18 protein-coding genes are annotated in these 18,185 nt (G+C 35.3%); 8 read left to right on the top strand and 10 right to left on the bottom strand.

The window, feature by feature from the left end; genetic code table 11:
* Positions 1 to 34: 34 nt before the first annotated feature.
* Positions 35 to 511 (bottom strand): spore cortex biosynthesis protein YabQ, encoded by a 477-nt coding sequence (gene yabQ / locus HNR52_RS01545; RefSeq protein WP_435619493.1) that lies wholly within the window; start codon positions 509 to 511, stop codon positions 35 to 37.
* A 152-nt stretch (positions 512 to 663) separates the two neighbouring features.
* Here yabQ and HNR52_RS01540 point away from each other — a divergent pair, with 152 nt between their 5' ends.
* Entirely contained in the window at positions 664 to 2,283 is a 1,620-nt protein-coding gene (locus tag HNR52_RS01540; RefSeq protein WP_435619492.1) for a putative manganese-dependent inorganic diphosphatase, read from the top strand.
* Here HNR52_RS01540 and HNR52_RS01535 read toward each other — a convergent pair.
* From HNR52_RS01535 to yabN, 6 genes are all read right to left on the bottom strand, one after another.
* The gene (locus HNR52_RS01535; protein ID WP_013787044.1) at positions 2,275 to 2,916 is read right to left on the bottom strand and encodes an MtnX-like HAD-IB family phosphatase; all 642 of its coding nucleotides are present in this window, start codon (positions 2,914 to 2,916) and stop codon (positions 2,275 to 2,277) included. The genes HNR52_RS01540 and HNR52_RS01535 overlap by 9 nt on opposite strands.
* A 69-nt stretch (positions 2,917 to 2,985) precedes the next feature.
* A complete protein-coding gene (yabP, locus tag HNR52_RS01530; protein ID WP_435619491.1) occupies positions 2,986 to 3,279 on the bottom strand; it encodes a sporulation protein YabP in 294 nt (97 codons plus the stop codon).
* A gap of 78 nt (positions 3,280 to 3,357) precedes the next feature.
* Entirely contained in the window at positions 3,358 to 4,332 is a 975-nt protein-coding gene (locus tag HNR52_RS01525; RefSeq protein ID WP_435619490.1) for a SpoIID/LytB domain-containing protein, read from the bottom strand.
* Positions 4,333 to 4,401: 69 nt separating this feature from the next.
* Positions 4,402 to 4,641 (bottom strand): RNA-binding S4 domain-containing protein, encoded by a 240-nt coding sequence (locus HNR52_RS01520; protein ID WP_013787041.1) that lies wholly within the window; start codon positions 4,639 to 4,641, stop codon positions 4,402 to 4,404.
* Positions 4,642 to 4,685: 44 nt separating this feature from the next.
* Positions 4,686 to 4,961: an HU family DNA-binding protein gene (locus HNR52_RS01515; RefSeq protein ID WP_013296814.1), complete on the bottom strand. Its 276-nt coding sequence runs from the start codon at positions 4,959 to 4,961 to the stop codon at positions 4,686 to 4,688.
* A gap of 74 nt (positions 4,962 to 5,035) precedes the next feature.
* The gene (gene yabN / locus HNR52_RS01510) at positions 5,036 to 6,523 is read right to left on the bottom strand and encodes a bifunctional methyltransferase/pyrophosphohydrolase YabN (RefSeq protein WP_435619489.1); all 1,488 of its coding nucleotides are present in this window, start codon (positions 6,521 to 6,523) and stop codon (positions 5,036 to 5,038) included.
* Positions 6,524 to 6,719: 196 nt separating this feature from the next.
* Here yabN and HNR52_RS01505 point away from each other — a divergent pair, with 196 nt between their 5' ends.
* Both HNR52_RS01505 and HNR52_RS01500 read left to right on the top strand, forming a co-directional pair.
* Positions 6,720 to 8,036: a tetratricopeptide repeat protein gene (locus HNR52_RS01505; protein WP_013787038.1), complete on the top strand. Its 1,317-nt coding sequence runs from the start codon at positions 6,720 to 6,722 to the stop codon at positions 8,034 to 8,036.
* 12 nt (positions 8,037 to 8,048) lie between these two features.
* The gene (locus tag HNR52_RS01500) at positions 8,049 to 9,314 is read left to right on the top strand and encodes an MFS transporter (RefSeq protein WP_435619488.1); all 1,266 of its coding nucleotides are present in this window, start codon (positions 8,049 to 8,051) and stop codon (positions 9,312 to 9,314) included.
* A 14-nt stretch (positions 9,315 to 9,328) separates the two neighbouring features.
* Here HNR52_RS01500 and hydF read toward each other — a convergent pair whose 3' ends face one another.
* Both hydF and HNR52_RS01490 read right to left on the bottom strand, forming a co-directional pair.
* Positions 9,329 to 10,564, bottom strand: coding sequence for a [FeFe] hydrogenase H-cluster maturation GTPase HydF (gene hydF / locus HNR52_RS01495; RefSeq protein ID WP_013787036.1), 1,236 nt, complete (start codon positions 10,562 to 10,564; stop codon positions 9,329 to 9,331).
* On the bottom strand, positions 10,561 to 11,976 hold the full coding sequence (locus HNR52_RS01490) for an aspartate ammonia-lyase (protein ID WP_435619487.1): 1,416 nt from the start codon (positions 11,974 to 11,976) through the stop codon (positions 10,561 to 10,563). The genes hydF and HNR52_RS01490 overlap by 4 nt, the downstream gene beginning before the upstream one ends.
* A 191-nt stretch (positions 11,977 to 12,167) precedes the next feature.
* Between HNR52_RS01490 and HNR52_RS01485 the strand changes: the two genes are divergently transcribed.
* Positions 12,168 to 12,548, top strand: a complete 381-nt coding sequence (locus HNR52_RS01485) for a desulfoferrodoxin (RefSeq protein WP_013787034.1) — start codon at positions 12,168 to 12,170, stop codon at positions 12,546 to 12,548.
* A 71-nt stretch (positions 12,549 to 12,619) separates the two neighbouring features.
* Here HNR52_RS01485 and HNR52_RS01480 read toward each other — a convergent pair whose 3' ends face one another.
* Complete coding sequence (locus HNR52_RS01480; RefSeq protein ID WP_013787033.1) at positions 12,620 to 13,909, bottom strand: Nramp family divalent metal transporter; 1,290 nt, start codon at positions 13,907 to 13,909, stop codon at positions 12,620 to 12,622.
* 119 nt (positions 13,910 to 14,028) lie between these two features.
* Here HNR52_RS01480 and HNR52_RS01475 point away from each other — a divergent pair, with 119 nt between their 5' ends.
* The 4 genes from HNR52_RS01475 to HNR52_RS01460 all read left to right on the top strand — a co-directional run bounded on the left by HNR52_RS01475 (position 14,029) and on the right by HNR52_RS01460 (position 18,164).
* Entirely contained in the window at positions 14,029 to 14,499 is a 471-nt protein-coding gene (locus HNR52_RS01475; RefSeq protein WP_013787032.1) for a metal-dependent transcriptional regulator, read from the top strand.
* A gap of 96 nt (positions 14,500 to 14,595) precedes the next feature.
* The gene (locus HNR52_RS01470) at positions 14,596 to 15,225 is read left to right on the top strand and encodes a VTT domain-containing protein (RefSeq protein ID WP_435619542.1); all 630 of its coding nucleotides are present in this window, start codon (positions 14,596 to 14,598) and stop codon (positions 15,223 to 15,225) included.
* Between the two features lie 152 nt (positions 15,226 to 15,377).
* Complete coding sequence (locus HNR52_RS01465) at positions 15,378 to 17,846, top strand: CoA-disulfide reductase (RefSeq protein ID WP_435619486.1); 2,469 nt, start codon at positions 15,378 to 15,380, stop codon at positions 17,844 to 17,846.
* A 3-nt stretch (positions 17,847 to 17,849) separates the two neighbouring features.
* A complete protein-coding gene (locus HNR52_RS01460) occupies positions 17,850 to 18,164 on the top strand; it encodes an ArsR/SmtB family transcription factor (RefSeq protein ID WP_013787029.1) in 315 nt (104 codons plus the stop codon).
* The last annotated feature ends 21 nt before the right edge of the window (positions 18,165 to 18,185 follow it).

Here is an 18,185-nt window from a genome sequence, read left to right as displayed (position 1 = left end):
TATAAATATATTCGACATTTATTAGAAAAATCCTTTATTTTTTTCTCTTAAAAATATTAAAATGTGATATTGTGTTATTGATTAACTTGCCAGGAATGCCCAGTACATTTGAAATATATCTTACCGGTACTGATATAATTTTATAAATAGCAACAAATGGATATGATGCAATCTTATATACCCATATCACTGTATTTCTTATGACCTTATAAAAAAATAGAAGTAGTTTCATCACAATGGGACTTAGAAATATGTTGTACAAAAGTATTCCAATCAAAAGGCCGAGGAATGAGTAAAACCTTATTTCAGCGTAATTACTCACATATAAAAAAAATATAAATACGAACGTTGCCAATATCCAATAGATGATATCACCTATGTCAGTAGCTATTCGCTTTGGCCTTAATATAAGTCTAAACAATTTATATACATCGTATAAAATAGCGATTATTATGCCACCATATAACATGACAAAAAAAGAATAAAGCTGACTTTCAACATTCATTACCATTTACATTATACCTCCTCATATTATATTATATTTATGTGGGAATTTGATATGATTCATTTAATGCGCCAACCGATATTCATGACAATATTACATAATCTTCAGTTTTAAACTATTTGCAAAGTTCGAAAATCTAAACAAAGGAGAAATTGAATATGGGTGTTGTATTTGTTTCAGGACATAAAAATCCAGATACTGATTCCATTTGTTCAGCAATTGCATACGCTAATTTAAAGAGAATAGCCGACAAAATAAATGCGGTTCCAGTAAGGCTTGGTCCTATTAACAGAGAAACGCAATTTGTTTTAGACTATTTTAATGTAAATGAACCACTATTGATAGACAATGTATATACTCAGGTTGGCGATATTGCTTATGATAAGCCACTTACTATAAGTGAAAAAGCACCAATGTATGAAGCTTGGAATATTTTATTAAACAACAATTCCAAGACAATTGTTGTAGTAGACGATGAAAATAAATTAAAAGGCATCGCTACTATGGGCGACCTTGCAAAGGCATACCTGACATCATCACATGAGCTTTCAAATTACACTATTCCAGTTGAAAACATCATAAAGACATTAAACGGAAAGCTAATCTTAAAAAATGAGGAATTTGTAAGAGGTGACATAATTGTTGCCGCAATGCAAACACAAAGTGTAGTAAGTAGAATAGAATCCGGCATGACATTAATCGTAGGAAACAGAGAAAACATACAATTAGAATCAATAAAAAAAGGCGCAAAGACTATAATAATCACCGGCGGAGAAGACCCATCGAATGCAGTCATAGAAGAAGCAAAAAAGTTTGGCTCCACCTTGATAGTAGTGCCTTGTGACACTTTTGATACCATAAAGCTTATAAATCAGTGCTTGCCTGTATCATTGATAATGATCAAAGATGACATTGTCACATTTAAAGACAGTGATTACATAGATGATGTCAGACAGACGATGTTAAAATACAGATATAGAAATTTTCCTGTGGTTGATGATGAAGGAAAAGTATTGGGGTTATTGGCAAGACGCCATATATTGGACTATGAAAGAAAGAAAATAATACTTGTAGATCACAACGAATTATCTCAAGCCGTTGACGGGATAGAAGATGCTACTATCCTTGAAATCATCGACCACCATCGAGTTGGCGGCATTGAAACAAATCAACCTATACTGTTTAGAAATCAGCCCGTAGGCTGTTCTTCTACAATAATCAATAAAATCTATGAAGAGAGAGGTATAACGCCAGATAAGCGTATTGCAGGACTCATGTGTGCGGCCATATTGTCAGACACACTTGTATTCAAATCGCCAACATGCACACCAGAAGATATAAGAGCAGCAAAAAAATTGGCTGAAATAGCTGGGATAGACATAGAGTCTTTTGGCAAAAAGATGTTTGAAGCTGGCACATCTTTAAAAGGCAAGACAGTTGAAGAGATATTTTACACCGACTTTAAAGAATTTCTAATCGGCAACTTAAGAGTTGGCATAGGACAAGTCAACACATTGTCGAGCATCGGAAATCTTAAAGATGATCTTCTTAAATTCATGGAGGAAGAAAGAAAAAACAAAAACTTTGATATGCTTTTGCTAATGCTAACAGATATAATAAATGAAGGATCATTGTTCTTGTTTGCAGGCAATCACAAAGAGCTGTTGGAAAGAGCATTTAACATAAACATCGACAACAACCATTTTTACCTTCCATACATCATATCAAGAAAAAAGCAAGTTGTACCTCCAATAGCAAAAGCGATAAACTTAAAATAGTTTATCGCTTTTTTCTAAATATTCTATGATATCTTTAAAATCTTCAAATGGAATGGATGGAATGCCATTGTCTTCACAGTATTTTAATAGCACACCTTTCGCAAAAAGCAAATCGGCATATTTTGAAACGCAAATATCGGAGTAACCATCGCCAATATAGATAATCCGCGTGTTTTCCTTTTTATATTTTTTTAAGATATCCAACTTGCAAGAACCACATTTATCGCAATCATCAGATGTATTAAATGACGCCACAATTTTGCCGTCTCGAAAATCAAGCTTATTGCTAAAATACTCCATGTCAATATTGTATTTATCTAGGACAGTCCTTATGTTGAAGTCATAACCATCGCTGGCTATTATAACTTTATAGCCTCTATCTTTGCAAAACTCCATGAAATCTTTAAAATATAAATCTATTTCCATCGTCAAAAGCAATGATTTCAATTTTTCTTCATCCATGTCCATAATCTTAAATGTCTCTAATGCACATTCTTCTGTAGTTATCTTCCCTTCTTCCCAATCTTTCTCTATCTCTTGCCAGCCGTCTTTAGCAAAAGCCTTTACCATCGCATAGCACGTATCTTCTTTTGTTATTGTTCCATCAAAGTCTACAAGTACATAAGTATCCATAAAGCATATCCCCTTTAAATCATCTATTATTATAATACACGATTTAAAGGGACACATCAATTCTCAAATTCACCTAAACATCCTGCTTAAAAAACCGCCAGATTTACCCATTAATCCACCTCTATCGCTGTAAACAATACTTATAACTTCTCCATCTATTGATACATTTCCATCGTCCAAATTCAGCTTATTTATGTGAAGTTCTTGACCTTTAATCGTGAGAATCCCCATTGATGTTTCCAGCACAACAGTTTCATCATCAAAACTTACAACGTTGTCTACGCCTGTTATTTGCATCTTTTCCCTATTTTGCACAGAGATATTTTGCGGTTTATTGATGTTTGTCCCTTTTCTATCATCCATCATAACACCTCCTCTTTTAGAATAATTTTATGTCCACATCAATTTTTTAGAACAAAAAAAGAGAGCTTTTGGCTCTCTTTAATCCCAGAGTTTCACAATATTTATATTTTTGAAATAATGCATTATTATGTCACTGGCTTTAGCTCCATTTTTAGCCATCTGATATGCACCCCATTGAGACATGCCGACACCGTGCCCAAATCCCCTGCCCTTTATTGTAAGATTATTTCCATCGTATTTGACGCTGTCTAACATTGTAGACTTCATCTTTTCACTTCCAATGGCAATCCTGAAATCTGGCGCATTTACAGGTATTTTATCAAAGTTCAGAAGTACCGTCCTGCCAGATATTCCTTTTGCTCCTATCTTCACTGTTTTAAAATCGCTTATTTCTATACCCATCTTGTTTAATGCACTTAAAACTTCCTGTTTTGTAAAAGTATATGACCAATTTCTTATATTAGGAGGAGCTACTTTAATATCATCTGATTTTACACTTTCTGTATACGGTGGCTCACTTTTTTTATAATTAAGCCCTTCTTTAGCCAATGCCGTTCTACCGGCAGCATCTGAATGAAACCATGCTTCGATGTATTTTCCATCGTATACGGCTACTAAGCCCCTCGTATCATTTACTGCTTTTTTTATATTCGAATTGATATTTGATGGATTCCACGCCTGCGCTTCTTCGAAATCAGTAGATATATCAGCATCTGTGTATTTTGATTTTTCATTATTGACAAAGTTTAAAACATAGCTTCTCGCCAATATTGCCTGTGCCTTTAAAGCCTCAAGTGGCCAATCATTTTTTATCTCACCTGCGACTGTCCCCATGACATATTGTTCCAAAAGCATTGTCTCTATTTTCCCTGTCTGCGCAATGTAGACTTTCAAGACAGGCTCTTTATTGTATCCACGACTTATTTTATCGGGTATTTTTGGAAGCATTGCTTTTTCCTTTGTTGGCTGCATAGGTTTTTTGGCTGGAGTGCCACATGAGGTCGAAACAAACATAAATATAAGAAAAACTAAAATCCACTTCATTTTAACCATAAAAAATCCCTCCCATTCAAAATTCATTCCTTTCTTAGTATGGGAAGGATTGTCGTATTTAATTCTTTTTTATAGTAACCTGTACATTTTGTCAGCATCATCTTTAAGGGCATGATCTTTTATATCTAAAACTTCTGCTTTTATTACTCTACTCCCAAAATTAATCTCTACAATATCTCCTACTTTTAAAATATCGCCTGCTTTTGCAACTTTTCCATTTACAAATACCATTCCCTTGTCACAAGCTTCTTTTGCCACTGTCCTTCTTTTTATAAGCCTGGACACTTTCAAAAACTTATCAAGCCTCATGTCCATCGTCCTCCAAAAAAACAATCAGGTCATACGACCTGATCTTATGCATTTACTAAATCTTTTAATGCCTTTCCTGCTTTAAACACTGGTGCTTTTGAAGCAGGAATCGTAATTTCCTCTTTTGTCTGTGGATTTCTACCCTTTCTTTCTGCTCTTTCCCTTACTTCGAATGTTCCAAAACCTACTAATTGAACTTTGTCTCCTTGTTTTAACGCTTCTTGAACTGCATCAACAAATGCATTTAATGCCTTTTCTGCATCCTTTTTTGTTAACTCACTTTTTTCTGCAATCTTAGTAACAAGATCTGCCTTATTCACCATAATACCTCCTTAGTAATTTATACTACACTTATTTATTCTTCACAAATCTTAAAAATCCTGCTAGTTTAAGCTTATTTTTGTGCTTTTTTATTAAATTTATTCATTTTTGCCTCGTTCCAAAGGCTATCCATCTCAGATAATGTCATGTCTTCCAATTTATGTCCAGATTTCTCTGCTGCATCTTCTATGTAATTAAACCTTTGGATGAATTTTTCAATGGTCTTATGGACAGCAATTTCGGGGTCAATTTTCAAAAATCTAGCAACATTTACGACAGCAAAAATCAAATCACCTAATTCTTCTATTTTATCATTTTCGTCTTCCCCTTTATACACCTCCTTAAATTCATTTAATTCTTCATAGACTTTTGCCATTGCGTCGTCTACATTGTCCCAGTCAAAGCCTACTTTAGCTGCTTTTTCTTGAACTTTATAACCCCTAATCAATGCTGGCATAGACCTTGGAACACTTTTTAACTCATTTGTGTGGGATTTAAAGCCTTTTTCATCTTTCTTTATTTCATCCCACCTTTTTAGAACATCTGCTGAAGTAGCTATTTCCTCCACTCCAAACACATGAGGATGCCTGTAAATCATCTTTTTGCACTCGGCATCACATACATCATGAAAGTCGAATGCCTTTCTCTCATCAGCTATTTGAGAGTGAAAAACCACTTGCAGCAAAACGTCTCCAAGCTCTTCCAATAAACTTTCGTCTGAATTGTTCTCTATTGCATCGATTACTTCATAGCATTCTTCAATCAAATATCTTTTTAATGTGCTGTGATCCTGCTCTTTATCCCAAGGACATCCATTTTCACCCCTGAGCTTTGCCATTATGTCCAGCAAGTCATCTATATCGTACCTTGATTTAAAAGTGCCTTTGGCAGGCGGTATAAATATAGATGTAAGGTAATCGATCCAATCTATCATGTCAATTTCATACAAAGGCATGGTTTCGATTCGCTGTTCACCTTTTACACCTGCACTTTTTACAACCGTTACCAGAAATTCGTCGCCGTAAATGTCCATAAGCTTAAGCTTTACTTCTGAAGCTACTCTTTTATTGTAAACCTGTGTTACTAAATTATTGCACCTTTTGTCAGGTTTTATACTATCAAGAGACAGTCCATCGATGATTTTCAATCCATAAATAGGATCTATTTTTAATTCATTTACGACAACATCCACAAAGCTCATGGCAGGAACAACTTCTACCTTTATATCGTCACTGTCATTTAAAAACTTTAACAGATACTCAACAGTTTTTTCTGCAACTAAAGGATTGCCTGGAACAGCATAGACTACATTATCGCATTTTTCGGCAATTTCTATTATTTCCCGAGTAATATTATCATAAACTTCCTCAAATGTCGAGCCCATTTCATAAATTTTATCGAAAGTTTCAAAAGACAATCCCATATCCTTTAAATATTTTACAACAGGATGCTTTTCCGTCCTTAAATACAACTTGTCTGCATTTTTCATCTTTTCAATAGTTTCAATTGTCATGTGTTCAAACTCTCCAGGTCCAAGCCCTACTATGGTTAATTTGCCCATTTTTACACCTCCGACTATTTAATTAATATTATACCATTGAATTCACACAAAAAAACAAATTTCTACAATGTTAAATCAGCAAAAATTTCACTTTGCTTAAAATATATTAATAGCACAAATAAAAGCGATTGAAAATTTCAACTAGTTAAATTATAATATATTTTATAATAAAAAGGGGGAGGGAGGCCAATTTCTGATGGATGTAGTTAAGTTAGGAAAGAAAATCAGAGATGAAAGAAAAAAACTCCTTTTAAAACAGGGTGATATTTCAGGTGATGAATTTTCAAAAGGTTATATAAGTTTGATAGAAAAGGGCAAAATAAATCCTTCATTAAAAGCTTTAGATTTTATTGCAAAGAAATTGAACAAACCGCTGGTGTACTTTCTTGATGACGATTACAAAGACAAAGCAGAACTTATAGATGAGATAAATACTTACAAAAAAGTATTGAAATCAGTAATCGAAGGAAGAAAGTCGCTTGACAGTGGAAATTTAACTGAAGCTATATCTTACTATCAAAAAGCTTTAGAGCTTAATGTAGATGAATATACTTTAAATATTATAAGTTTTTATTTAGGTCGAACGTACATCAAAACTGAAGATTACAAATCAGCTTTGGACTCACTTAACAAATGCTTAAATTACTTTTCTCAAAATTCTTTACACGAAATCCTCGTTGAAATATACTACAACATAGGTTTGTGTCATGAAAAATTACAAATTCCTGATACTTCGCTGATTTTTTATTTGAAAGCTATCGACGAATTCGAAAAAAGCAGTATAATAAATTATGAAGTTAAATGCAAGATACTTTATAGCATCGGCGATCTTTACAACAAGCTGGGAGAACTCATAAAATCGAGGGATTACTACTTAAACTGTTTAAACTATGCCACAATGACAAACACTGTTGACTACATTGCAAAGTGCAACAATGGCCTCGGACTTATAAGTTACAAATTAAAAGAATACAATGATGCACTAAATTACATAAGAAAGTCTTTAGTAATAAGTAAGGCATTAAACATAAAAGGCGACATTGCCAGCGAATATAACTTATTGGGATTTGTCTATACAGACCTTAAGAAATACGATATAGCAAAAAGATATTTCCTTAAAAGTTACGCTATGTACAAGGATTTAGGCAATAAAACAGGTATGGCATGTAATCTGACTGAATTAGGCAGAATAGAATTTTACTTAGAAAATTATGATAAAGCTCTTGAACACATAAATTCATCCATGAATATATTAAAAGAGCTGAATGCGGAAGAAGAGATTGGCAGGTTGTACACTTTGCTGGGCACTATACATTTAAAACTCAAGGATTTTAAACAATCTGCATCAGAACTAAATAAATCATTGGAAATATTAAAAAAGCTGGGGCTTAAAAGAGAACTTTCAGATGCTTACAAAGCTTTAGGAAACTTGTATATATCGATTGGCAAGCCTGATTTAGCCAGTGAAAATTTTAATAAATCCATTGAGCTTTTATGTGACTATTACAAATAGGAGGCATTTTAATTGAACTCATTCTATATTTTTCTTGATAAACTGACCGACAGTGTTTTCCCTGCATTAAGGCATAGAAATTTCAGATTGTTTTGGTTTGGACAAATGATATCCCTCATAGGCACATGGATGCAAAATATTGGTCAAGATTGGTTAGTCCTTAAATTGACCAATTCTGCATTCTTGTTGGGTGTCGTCAGCGCCCTTCAATTTTTGCCTATGCTTTTTTTATCTCTGTTTGCTGGTGTCGTAATAGATAGATTTCCAAAGAGGAAAATCCTTATATTTACTCAGACAAGCCTAATGATGACAGCTTTGGCTCTTGCAACGCTAACTGCACTAAACGCAATAAACTACTGGGAAATACTCGTTTTAGCAACCATCGTCGGTTTCATAAACACCATAGACAATCCTGCAAGGCAATCATTTATAATCGATTTAGTTGGCAAAGAAGACTTGATGAATGCAATATCACTTAATTCTTCCATATTCAATGCAGCCAGAATCATAGGACCTGGCATAGCAGGCGTGCTTATAGGTCTTTTAGGTTATGCACTGTGCTTTTACCTCAATGCATTAAGCTTTATTGCAGTAATCACCGGGTTAATCTTTATTGACGTAAAAATGAACAAATCAAAAGTAATGCTAAAAAAGGAAGATGTGATAGCCGACATAAAAGAAGGGCTTCTCTACATCAAAAATACACCGATAATTTTCGCTACTATACTCATGATGGCGGTTTTAAGCACATTCGCCATAAATTTCAATGTTTTAGTGCCTGTGTTTGCAAAAAACATCTTAAATCAAAATTCCACAGGATACGGCTTTCTCATGTCATCAATGGGTGTTGGCGCATTAATAGGCGCTCTAATACTGGCATCATTAAGCAAGAAAGGCGCAAAACCATTCTATCTCATATTAGGTGGATGTGGCTTATGTGTCTTCCAAATCTTAATCGGTTTTCAAAGCTACTATTGGCTTACAACGATTCTCCTCGCTTTATCTGGATTTTCTATGATTACTTTCTCTGCATCGGCAAATACCACCGTACAGCTTAATTCCAGCAACAGATTTAGAGGAAGAGTCATGAGCGTATACTCTTTAGTATTTGGAGGCGTCACACCTATAGGTGCCATTTACGCAGGAAGCCTTGCAGAAAAAGTAGGCGCACACATGACATTTATAATAAGCGGCATTATAGGCATCGCATATATACTGTATGTAGTATTATTTAAGTATAAAAAGAGCTTTTCTTCAAATATTGCCGAAGACGACTAAAATGATGACCAGCTTCAATATTGCTGGTCATCATCGTAAATAAGCTTTGCAGACGGAAACATCTCAATTGCCCGAGGCAAAATCCCTTGCACGTACGCAATCAAAAGCCCATAATTTACAATCGGTATTTCTTTGCCTTTTGCGTAAGATATTCTGTACATCATTTCTCTCTTATTAAGCATACAGCCACCGCAATGAACAATAAGCTTGTACTGTTCAAGATTGTCTGGAAATGTCATGCCACTTGAAAAATCAAATTGAATATCACCTCCGACAATTTGACGTATCCACCTGGGTATTTTTACTTTTCCTATATCATCCGACTGCCTGTGGTGTGTACATCCTTCTGCTATAAGAACCTTATCGCCAGGTTTAAGCCTTTCTAATGCTTTAAGCCCTTTTGTCAATTCGTCAAGGTCCCCTTTGTACCTTGCAAAGAGAATTGAAAAAGATGTTAAAGGTATGTCTCGAGGTGTATCTGCACTTACTTTTAAGAAAACCTGCGAGTCAGTAATAACTAATGCCGGTTTCTTCCCTAAATTCTCCAATGTTTCTTTCAGCTCGTATTCCTTTGTGACAATAGCTATAGCATCACTTTCAATCACTTCTCTTATCACCTGCTGCTGCGGTAGTATAAGCCTCCCTTTAGGTGCAGCCTTATCTATAGGAACTACAAGTACGACAAAATCACCAGGATTTATCAAATCAGACACCAAAGAAAGCTCTTTATCATCGTAAGGGGCCTTTTTAATTATTTGCCTTTTAAGCTCTTCTATGCCATAACCGCTATTGGCAGACGTCTCAACAAGCTCTAATTTTAATCTCTTTTCCCAATCAGCTTTTTGAATGAAATTAAATTGAGCCAGATCAGCTTTGTTTAAAACACCTACAACTGGAATGTTTTTTTCTCTGATCTTATCTAAAATTTCCTCCTCAAACTTCGACGGTCCAACCATGCCATCTATTACAAGCAAAGCAAGATCCGTCCTATTTAGTACTTCATACGTTTTTTTGACCCTTAGTTCCCCCAGCTCTCCTGTATCATCAAGTCCTGCAGTATCTATTATCACTACAGGGCCTATTGGCAGTATCTCCATCGCTTTATGCACAGGATCTGTTGTAGTACCTGCTACATCGGAAACAATAGCGATGTTTTGATTTGTAAGTGCATTTATTATGCTTGATTTTCCCGCGTTTCTTCTGCCAAATATTGATATATGCAATCTCGATGCATTTGGCGTCGTATTCATCTATTTTCCCCTCTCAATCTTTTTAATCCCGGTATACCCGGTTTTGTCATTTCATATTCATTAAGTATGACATCAAGCTGTTCTTCTTTTAAATATTTTTTAGCAACTTCTCTTATCGTCTTTCCTTCCTCTTTAGCCTCTTTTGCTATCATAGATGCTTTTTCGTATCCCAAATGAGGGCTTAACACAATCGCATATGATAAGCTGTTTTCCACCATTTCTTCAAGGTGATGTCGATTAGCCTCTATACCTTTTATGCATTTATATATAAACATGTCTACTGCATTTTTAAGAAGATCAATTTCGTTGAAAAGATTATAGGCAATAAGCGGCAATGTGAAATTAAGCTCAAATTCACCAGATTGTACTCCTAATGTGATAGCATAATCGCAGGACAATACTTGATATGCTGCCTGTTTTACTGCCTCAGGTATTACTGGATTTATCTTGCCTGGCATTATAGACGAACCAGCTTGTACTTCCGGTATGGTTATCTCCATAAGTCCACATCTTGGACCTGATGACATAAGTCTAATATCATTAGATATCTTGATAAGGTTTGTAGCAGCAGCTTTCAACATACCTGATACTTCCACAAAAACATCGTTATTTTGAGTAGGATCCATCATGTACTCAGCTCTGGCAAGTCCAATTCCTGTTATGTCTCTTAAAATCTCAATGACGCTATAGATATACCTTATGTCAGCATTTAGCCCTGTACCGACAGCAGTCCCTCCTATATTCACCTGCCTTAGCCTTTCCTCCACTTTGTATATCCTCCACCTATCCCTTGCGATTGCCTGTGCATATGCTCCAAACTCCTGACCCAGCATCACAGGCACAGCATCTTGCAGTTCCGTCCTGCCCATCTTAATTACGTCTTTAAACTCATCTTCCTTTTCTTGAAGCGCTACTTGTAGATTAGCAAAGCTTTCACTTAAAGGCTTTAAAAGTTTAATAGCAGCTATTCTTACAGCAGTAGGAAAAACATCGTTTGTGGATTGGCTTAAGTTTACATGATCAACGGGATTTACTAAATCGTAATTCCCTTTTTCGCCGCCAAGCAGCTCTATCGCCCTGTTTGCTATGACTTCATTCATATTCATATTTGCAGATGTACCTGCTCCACCCTGAAGTGCATCAACGATGAATTGGTCGTGAAATTTACCTTCGATTATTTCATCACATGCAATAATTATAGCATCTGCAATTTTTTTATCAAGCAATTTTATGTTTCTATTGGCTATAGCAGCCGCCTTTTTTACTTGCGCCAGTGCTATTATAAGCTCTCTGTGAATTGGTTCACCTGACAAATTGAAATTTTCATGAGCTCTTAAACTGTGAATGCCATAATAAGCATCATTAGGCACTTCCATATATCCTAAAATATCGTGTTCTATCCTGTAGCTCATCTTTTTTCACCTTCTTAACATGTATTCCAAAAACATCAAAGCTTTCATACAATATATTAGCATATTTTTATCAAAAATATATTATTATAATACTACTTGATTTTAATTTATACGAGGTGTATAATATTTACAAAAGATAATTTTTATCAAAAGAAATAAATTATCTTTAAATTAAAAGGAGGTTTTTTCTTATGACAAATTTATTTGGAGTTTACAAATGCAAGGAATGCGGAAATGTTGTAGAAGTTTTAAATGCCGGTGATGGAACATTGACATGCTGTGAAAAGCCAATGGAAGAGCAAATAGTAAATACAGTTGATGCCAGCAAAGAAAAACACGTTCCTGTGATACTAAAAGACGGCGATACAGTAACAGTAAAAGTTGGCAGCGTAGAACATCCTATGGAGGAAAAACACTACATAGAGTGGATTTCAATTTTAGCTGACGGAATTTACATGAGAAAGATGTTAAAACCAGGCGATAAACCTGAGGCCACATTCAAGACAGATGCAGCGAAGATTCAAGCTTGGGCATATTGCAATTTGCACGGCTTGTGGACTGCAGAGCTTTAAGATTTTCTCCTCCTATTTTTGCATTTGTTTAGTATAAAAGATGTCCCTATGCGGACATCTTTTTGCTTTGTTCAAAACATTCCTTGAAAGGTAGTATACAAAAGTATTCCGTTTAAAAGTATTATAAAAATCGAAATTATCCATCCTACAATTGTGGCAGCCAAATTGTTTACTAATTCCCCCATGTATTCTCTTTTAGAAGTTATTAACAACAGTGGTATTATAGCAAATGGAAGGGCAAAACTTAAAACGACTTGGCTTAATATGAGGGCATTCATTGGATTTACACCTAAGAAAAGCACTGCCATTGACGGTATTATCGTAATAATCCTTTTTAAAAGTGGAGGAAAAGTTTTATTTAAAAATCCATCCATAACCGTCTCACCTGCCATAGTCCCAACTGCAGACGATGAAAATCCCGATGATAAAAGGGCTAATGCAAAAGCTATACCTGAAAAAGAGCCCAATAAAGGTTCTAATGATCTGTGAGCATCTTCTATAGAATCAACATAAATACCATTTTTAAAGAAAACTGCCGCTGACACAATTACCATGGCCGCATTGACAATAAAAGCAATGTTCATGGCTATCACAATGTCCAGCCTTTCCATTGATAAGTGGTGCCTTTTCTCTTTTAAGCTTAACCCCTTGTTTCTACTTTGAACTAATTGAGAATGCAAAAATATTACGTGAGGCATTACTGTAGCTCCCAGCATACCAACTGCTATATACAAGGCATCTTCATTGACAATCGTTGGCATCAAGGTACTAAGTCCAACCTTCAGCCATTCTGGCTTTGCTAAAAACATTTCAAATCCATACGATAAGCATATTACACCTATCAATATTTCAATTATTAGCTCAACTGCCTTCTGTCCAAATCTCTGTAGATAAGTTATGAAAAGCGTCACAATTCCAGTTATGACACCTGCATAGGCCAATGGAATCTTAAAAAGAAGGTATATGCCAACAGCACCGCCTAAAAATTCTGCCATCGTGGTTGCAATGGCTGCAATCTCAGAAACGATAAATAGAAATACATTAATCTTTTTTGAGAATACGGCTCCACACATTTGAGATAGATTTTTTTCAGTAGCTATTCCTAACTTAGCCGATAAATATTGTAGAAAGATTGCAATCATATTGCTCCACAAGATGACCCACAAAAGGCTGTAATTGTATTTAGCACCTCCAGTTATATTTGTAGCAAAATTGCCAGGATCTATATAAGCGACGCTTACTACAAACGCTGGACCTACATACTTTAAAAAATCAGCGATCTTCTTTACAATTAGATTTCCTAAAGCCTTTTTGCTTCTTTCAGCAAAATCTGTCACAGCCACACTATTTAAATCTTTCATAATATGTCACATCCTTTTTCACATTGGCAACATTTTTAGCCAATCCTAAAATTTAAAATTCTAACATAGAATATGTTAAAAGGATGTATTTCGTTACATTTAAAAAGAAGGTGAATAAATTGCAGGACAAATTTCGCACTTTCAGCGAATACATGAAGAAAGAGAATAACTCATTGACAGCATCTATGGAAGATTATCTCGAAATGATATGTAGATTATCAGCCAAATCAGGCTATGTAAGGCTGCACGAAGTGGCAAATGCATTGAATGTCCAGCCACCATCCGCCACAAAGATGGTTCAAAAACTTTCTGAGCTTAATCTTATAGACTATGAAAAGTACGGCGTCATAACTTTAAGCAATGAAGGCAAATCAATCGGAGAAGCTCTTATAAAAAGGCATAACACAATCTTAGAACTTCTAAAGACACTTGGAATAGAAGAAAACAATCTTCTTGAAGAAACAGAAAAAATAGAACACACTGTAAGCACAGAAACGCTCAATTGTTTCTTACGTTTTATGGACTTTTTAGAACAAAATAACGACATTAAAGAAAAATTAACTCAGTACATGAAATCAAAAAGAGATTAAAAGTGGATTAAAATTTACAATTCCGTAATAATTGCAATTTTTAATATGCTATAATTATAAATGTACAATATTTTGCAAAAAGGAATGGGGATTTTAATGTCATTATTGAAACTGGGAATTGATGTAGTTCTTCATCTTGACAAGTATTTAGGCACCATAATACAAGCGTATGGTACCGCCACATATTTACTTATATTCCTCATATTGTTTTTTGAGACAGGCATCGTCATAACGCCATTTTTGCCTGGTGATTCGCTAATATTTGCTGCAGGTGCTTTCGCTGCCATAGGTTCACTAAATGTATTCAGCTTATTTATAGTAGTCGCGTTGGCTGCAATATTAGGTGACACTGTAAACTACCACATAGGAAGATTTATAGGCGAAAAAATATACGAAGCTGAAAACTTAAAATTGATAAAGAAAGAACACCTTTTAGAAGCCAGAAACTTCTATGATAAATACGGTAGTATGACAATAGTATTAGGAAGGTTCATACCTATCATAAGGACGTTTGTACCGTTTGTAGCAGGCATAGGTGAGATGAATTACATCCACTTCCTCACCTACAATGCATTAGGCGGCGTAGCCTGGGCAGCATTGTTTTCATTTGGTGGTTACTACTTTGGAAACCTTGAAGTTGTCAAAACACATTTTGGATTTGTCACAATAGCCATAATCGTGATTTCTTTGATACCTGCTTTAGTAACTTTCTTGAGAAAGAAGTAAGCGAGATATAATCTCGCTTTTTTTATACCTTTATTTGATAAGGCTTTATCATAATTCTTTAATTAAAAAACATTTTTAGTTAAATTATTGACAATAAAATTAATATATTGTAATATTAAGATATAATAATGCTTTTAATAGGAGGAAGAGTTATGAAAGTTGTAATTGTCGGGGGCGTTGCTGGCGGCGCATCTGCTGCAGCAAGGTTAAGAAGACTTGATGAAGACGCTGAAATAATACTCTTTGAAAAGGGAGAATATATATCTTATGCCAACTGCGGTCTGCCGTATTATATAGGCGAAGTCATAAAAGAACGTGAAAAATTAGTCGTTCAAACACCAGAAGCTATGTCAAAGCGCTTCAACATCGACATAAGGACTCTATCAGAAGTCACAAAGATAAATCCTGATGAAAAAACCGTAGTCGTTCATGATATAAAAAATGACAGAACCTATACAGAAAGCTACGACAAACTGATACTGTCACCTGGCGCAGAACCTATAAAGCCACCGATGCCAGGCATAGATGGCAAAAATATTTTTACACTTAGAACTATTCCAGATACTTACAGGATAAAAGACTTTGTCGACAACAACAAACCTAAAAAGGCCGTTGTAGTAGGAGGAGGCTTTATTGGTCTTGAAGTAGCAGAAAATTTAAAAGAAGCAGGACTCGATGTGACAATCGTAGAATTAGCTGACCATGTAATGGCACCTCTTGATTACGAAATGGCTGCAATTGTACATCAACGCCTTAAAGATAAAGGTGTAAATCTCATATTAAAAGATGGTGTAAAAGAGTTTCACCACAAAGAAGGCATAACGACTGTCGCATTGAATAGCGGCAATACGTTAATCACTGACATGGTCGTATTAGGCATAGGCGTAAGGCCAGACACAAAATTAGCAAAAGACGCAGGCCTCGCAATCGGCGAAAGAGGCGGCATAAAAGTCAATGAATACATGCAGACATCAAATCCTGATATATACGCTGTAGGCGATGCTATAGAGGTAAAAGACTATATAAACGGAAGCAATACTTTGATTCCATTAGCCGGACCTGCAAACAAACAAGGTCGTATCGCAGCAGACAATATTTGCGGAAGAAAAAGCAAATATGACGGTACGCAAGGCACTTCTGTTGCAAAAATTTTCGACTTGACTGTTGCAGCAACAGGAAACAATGAAACAATCTTAAAAAGGGCCGGGATAGATTACGAAAAAGTCATAATACATCCAAATTCACATGCCAGCTACTATCCTGATGCACTACCTATGACCATTAAACTCATATTCAGAAAAGACGATGGAAAAATCTTAGGCGCTCAAATAGTTGGATTTGACGGTGTTGATAAGAGAATAGATGTCATCGCTACTGCAATACGCAGCAATATGACAGTTTATGACTTAGAAGAACTTGAGTTGGCATACGCTCCACCATACTCATCAGCAAAAGACCCTGTAAACATGGCTGGTTTTGTAGCTTCCAATATATTAAAAGGTGATATAAGCGTATTCCACTGGGACGAAGTTAAAGATATAGATTTGTCTAAGTCTTTAATACTTGACGTAAGAACGGATCTTGAGTATCAACTTGGAAACATTAATGGTTCTATAAACATACCTGTAGATGAGCTAAGAGAAAATCTTCACAAAATTCCAAAAGATAAAGATCTATACGTATACTGTCAAGTAGGCTTAAGAGGATATATAGCTTGTAGGATACTGATGCAAAATAGCTTTAAATCTGTCAAAAATCTAAGTGGCGGTTATAAAATATACGAAACCGCAACATCAGATTTCACCGATATAACAGTGAGATACGACGATGAACAGACAGAGTGCGGCATCTGCGTAAAAGATAAAAAAAAATCAGATGACACAGTAGCAACGGCAACATTAGAGATCGATGCATGTGGACTTCAATGTCCGGGTCCTATAATGCAGACATTCAACGCAATAAAAAATCTAAAAGATGGAGACATACTAAGGATAAAGGCTTCAGACCCAGGATTTGAAAATGACATTAAGACATGGTGTCAAAGAACAGGAAATGCTCTTCTTAACTTATATCATGAAGGAAAAATCATTGTAGCAGATATAAGAAAAAATGCAGCTACAAAAGCAGTTGAAACAAAGACATCTTCTGATAAAAACGACAAGGCAATCATAGTATTCAGTGGAGACTTAGACAAAGCCATAGCCGCATTCATAATAGCAAATGGTGCTGCTGCAATGGGAAGAAAGGTAACTCTCTTCTTCACATTCTGGGGCCTTAATATACTGAGAAAGCCAGAAAAAGTGTCAATCAAGAAAGACTTCTTCAGTAAGATGTTTGGCATGATGATGCCAAGGGGTTCTAAAAAGCTAAAGCTTTCAAAGATGAATATGTTTGGCATAGGACCTAAAATGATAAGGTACATCATGAACAAGAAAAACGTATCTTCACTGGAAGATTTAATACAGCAAGCACTTAAAAACGGTGTAAGGATTGTGGCATGTAACATGTCGTCTGACATAATGGGTATAACTAAAGATGAGCTTATAGATGGTGTTGAATTAGGCGGCGTAGCATCATTTATAGGTGCAGCAGAACAGTCAGACACTACACTCTTTATATAAAATTTGGAGGGATTTCCGCTGAAAAACAGTGCTATAGACATCGAAAAAGATTTTAAAAAGTATGAAACAATAGCAGAAAAATTAAAAGCCATAGCGCATCCGTACAGGCTTTGCATCGTAAGAGGACTTCTATCAGGAGAATGCAACGTGACTACGATACAAGAATGCTTAAACTTACCTCAATCAACCGTATCACAGCACATATCAAAGCTAAAATCTGCTGGCATAATAGAGGGAAAGCGAAACGGACTTGAAATCTGCTATCGAGTTGTAGACAATGACATAATAAATTTAGTCAAGCTTTTATTTAATGATTAAGAGATAGGAAAAAGATCCTAT

The organism is Thermoanaerobacterium thermosulfurigenes, assembly GCF_051201035.1.
Classification (GTDB): domain Bacteria; phylum Bacillota; class Thermoanaerobacteria; order Thermoanaerobacterales; family Thermoanaerobacteraceae; genus Thermoanaerobacterium; species Thermoanaerobacterium thermosulfurigenes.
Note: the sequence above shows the minus strand (reverse complement) of the source record. Positions and strands in the feature narration are given on the sequence as shown.

Coding starts and splice junctions, on each gene's coding strand:
- yabQ (WP_435619493.1), bottom strand. CDS start 511: ATGGTAATGAATGTTGAAAGTCAGCTTTATTCTTTTTTTGTCATGTTA.
- HNR52_RS01540 (WP_435619492.1), top strand. CDS start 664: ATGGGTGTTGTATTTGTTTCAGGACATAAAAATCCAGATACTGATTCC.
- HNR52_RS01535 (WP_013787044.1), bottom strand. CDS start 2,916: ATGGATACTTATGTACTTGTAGACTTTGATGGAACAATAACAAAAGAA.
- yabP (WP_435619491.1), bottom strand. CDS start 3,279: ATGGATGATAGAAAAGGGACAAACATCAATAAACCGCAAAATATCTCT.
- HNR52_RS01525 (WP_435619490.1), bottom strand. CDS start 4,332: ATGGTTAAAATGAAGTGGATTTTAGTTTTTCTTATATTTATGTTTGTT.
- HNR52_RS01520 (WP_013787041.1), bottom strand. CDS start 4,641: ATGAGGCTTGATAAGTTTTTGAAAGTGTCCAGGCTTATAAAAAGAAGG.
- yabN (WP_435619489.1), bottom strand. CDS start 6,523: ATGGGCAAATTAACCATAGTAGGGCTTGGACCTGGAGAGTTTGAACAC.
- HNR52_RS01505 (WP_013787038.1), top strand. CDS start 6,720: ATGGATGTAGTTAAGTTAGGAAAGAAAATCAGAGATGAAAGAAAAAAA.
- hydF (WP_013787036.1), bottom strand. CDS start 10,564: ATGAATACGACGCCAAATGCATCGAGATTGCATATATCAATATTTGGC.
- HNR52_RS01490 (WP_435619487.1), bottom strand. CDS start 11,976: ATGAGCTACAGGATAGAACACGATATTTTAGGATATATGGAAGTGCCT.
- HNR52_RS01485 (WP_013787034.1), top strand. CDS start 12,168: ATGACAAATTTATTTGGAGTTTACAAATGCAAGGAATGCGGAAATGTT.
- HNR52_RS01480 (WP_013787033.1), bottom strand. CDS start 13,909: ATGAAAGATTTAAATAGTGTGGCTGTGACAGATTTTGCTGAAAGAAGC.
- HNR52_RS01470 (WP_435619542.1), top strand. CDS start 14,596: ATGTCATTATTGAAACTGGGAATTGATGTAGTTCTTCATCTTGACAAG.
- HNR52_RS01465 (WP_435619486.1), top strand. CDS start 15,378: ATGAAAGTTGTAATTGTCGGGGGCGTTGCTGGCGGCGCATCTGCTGCA.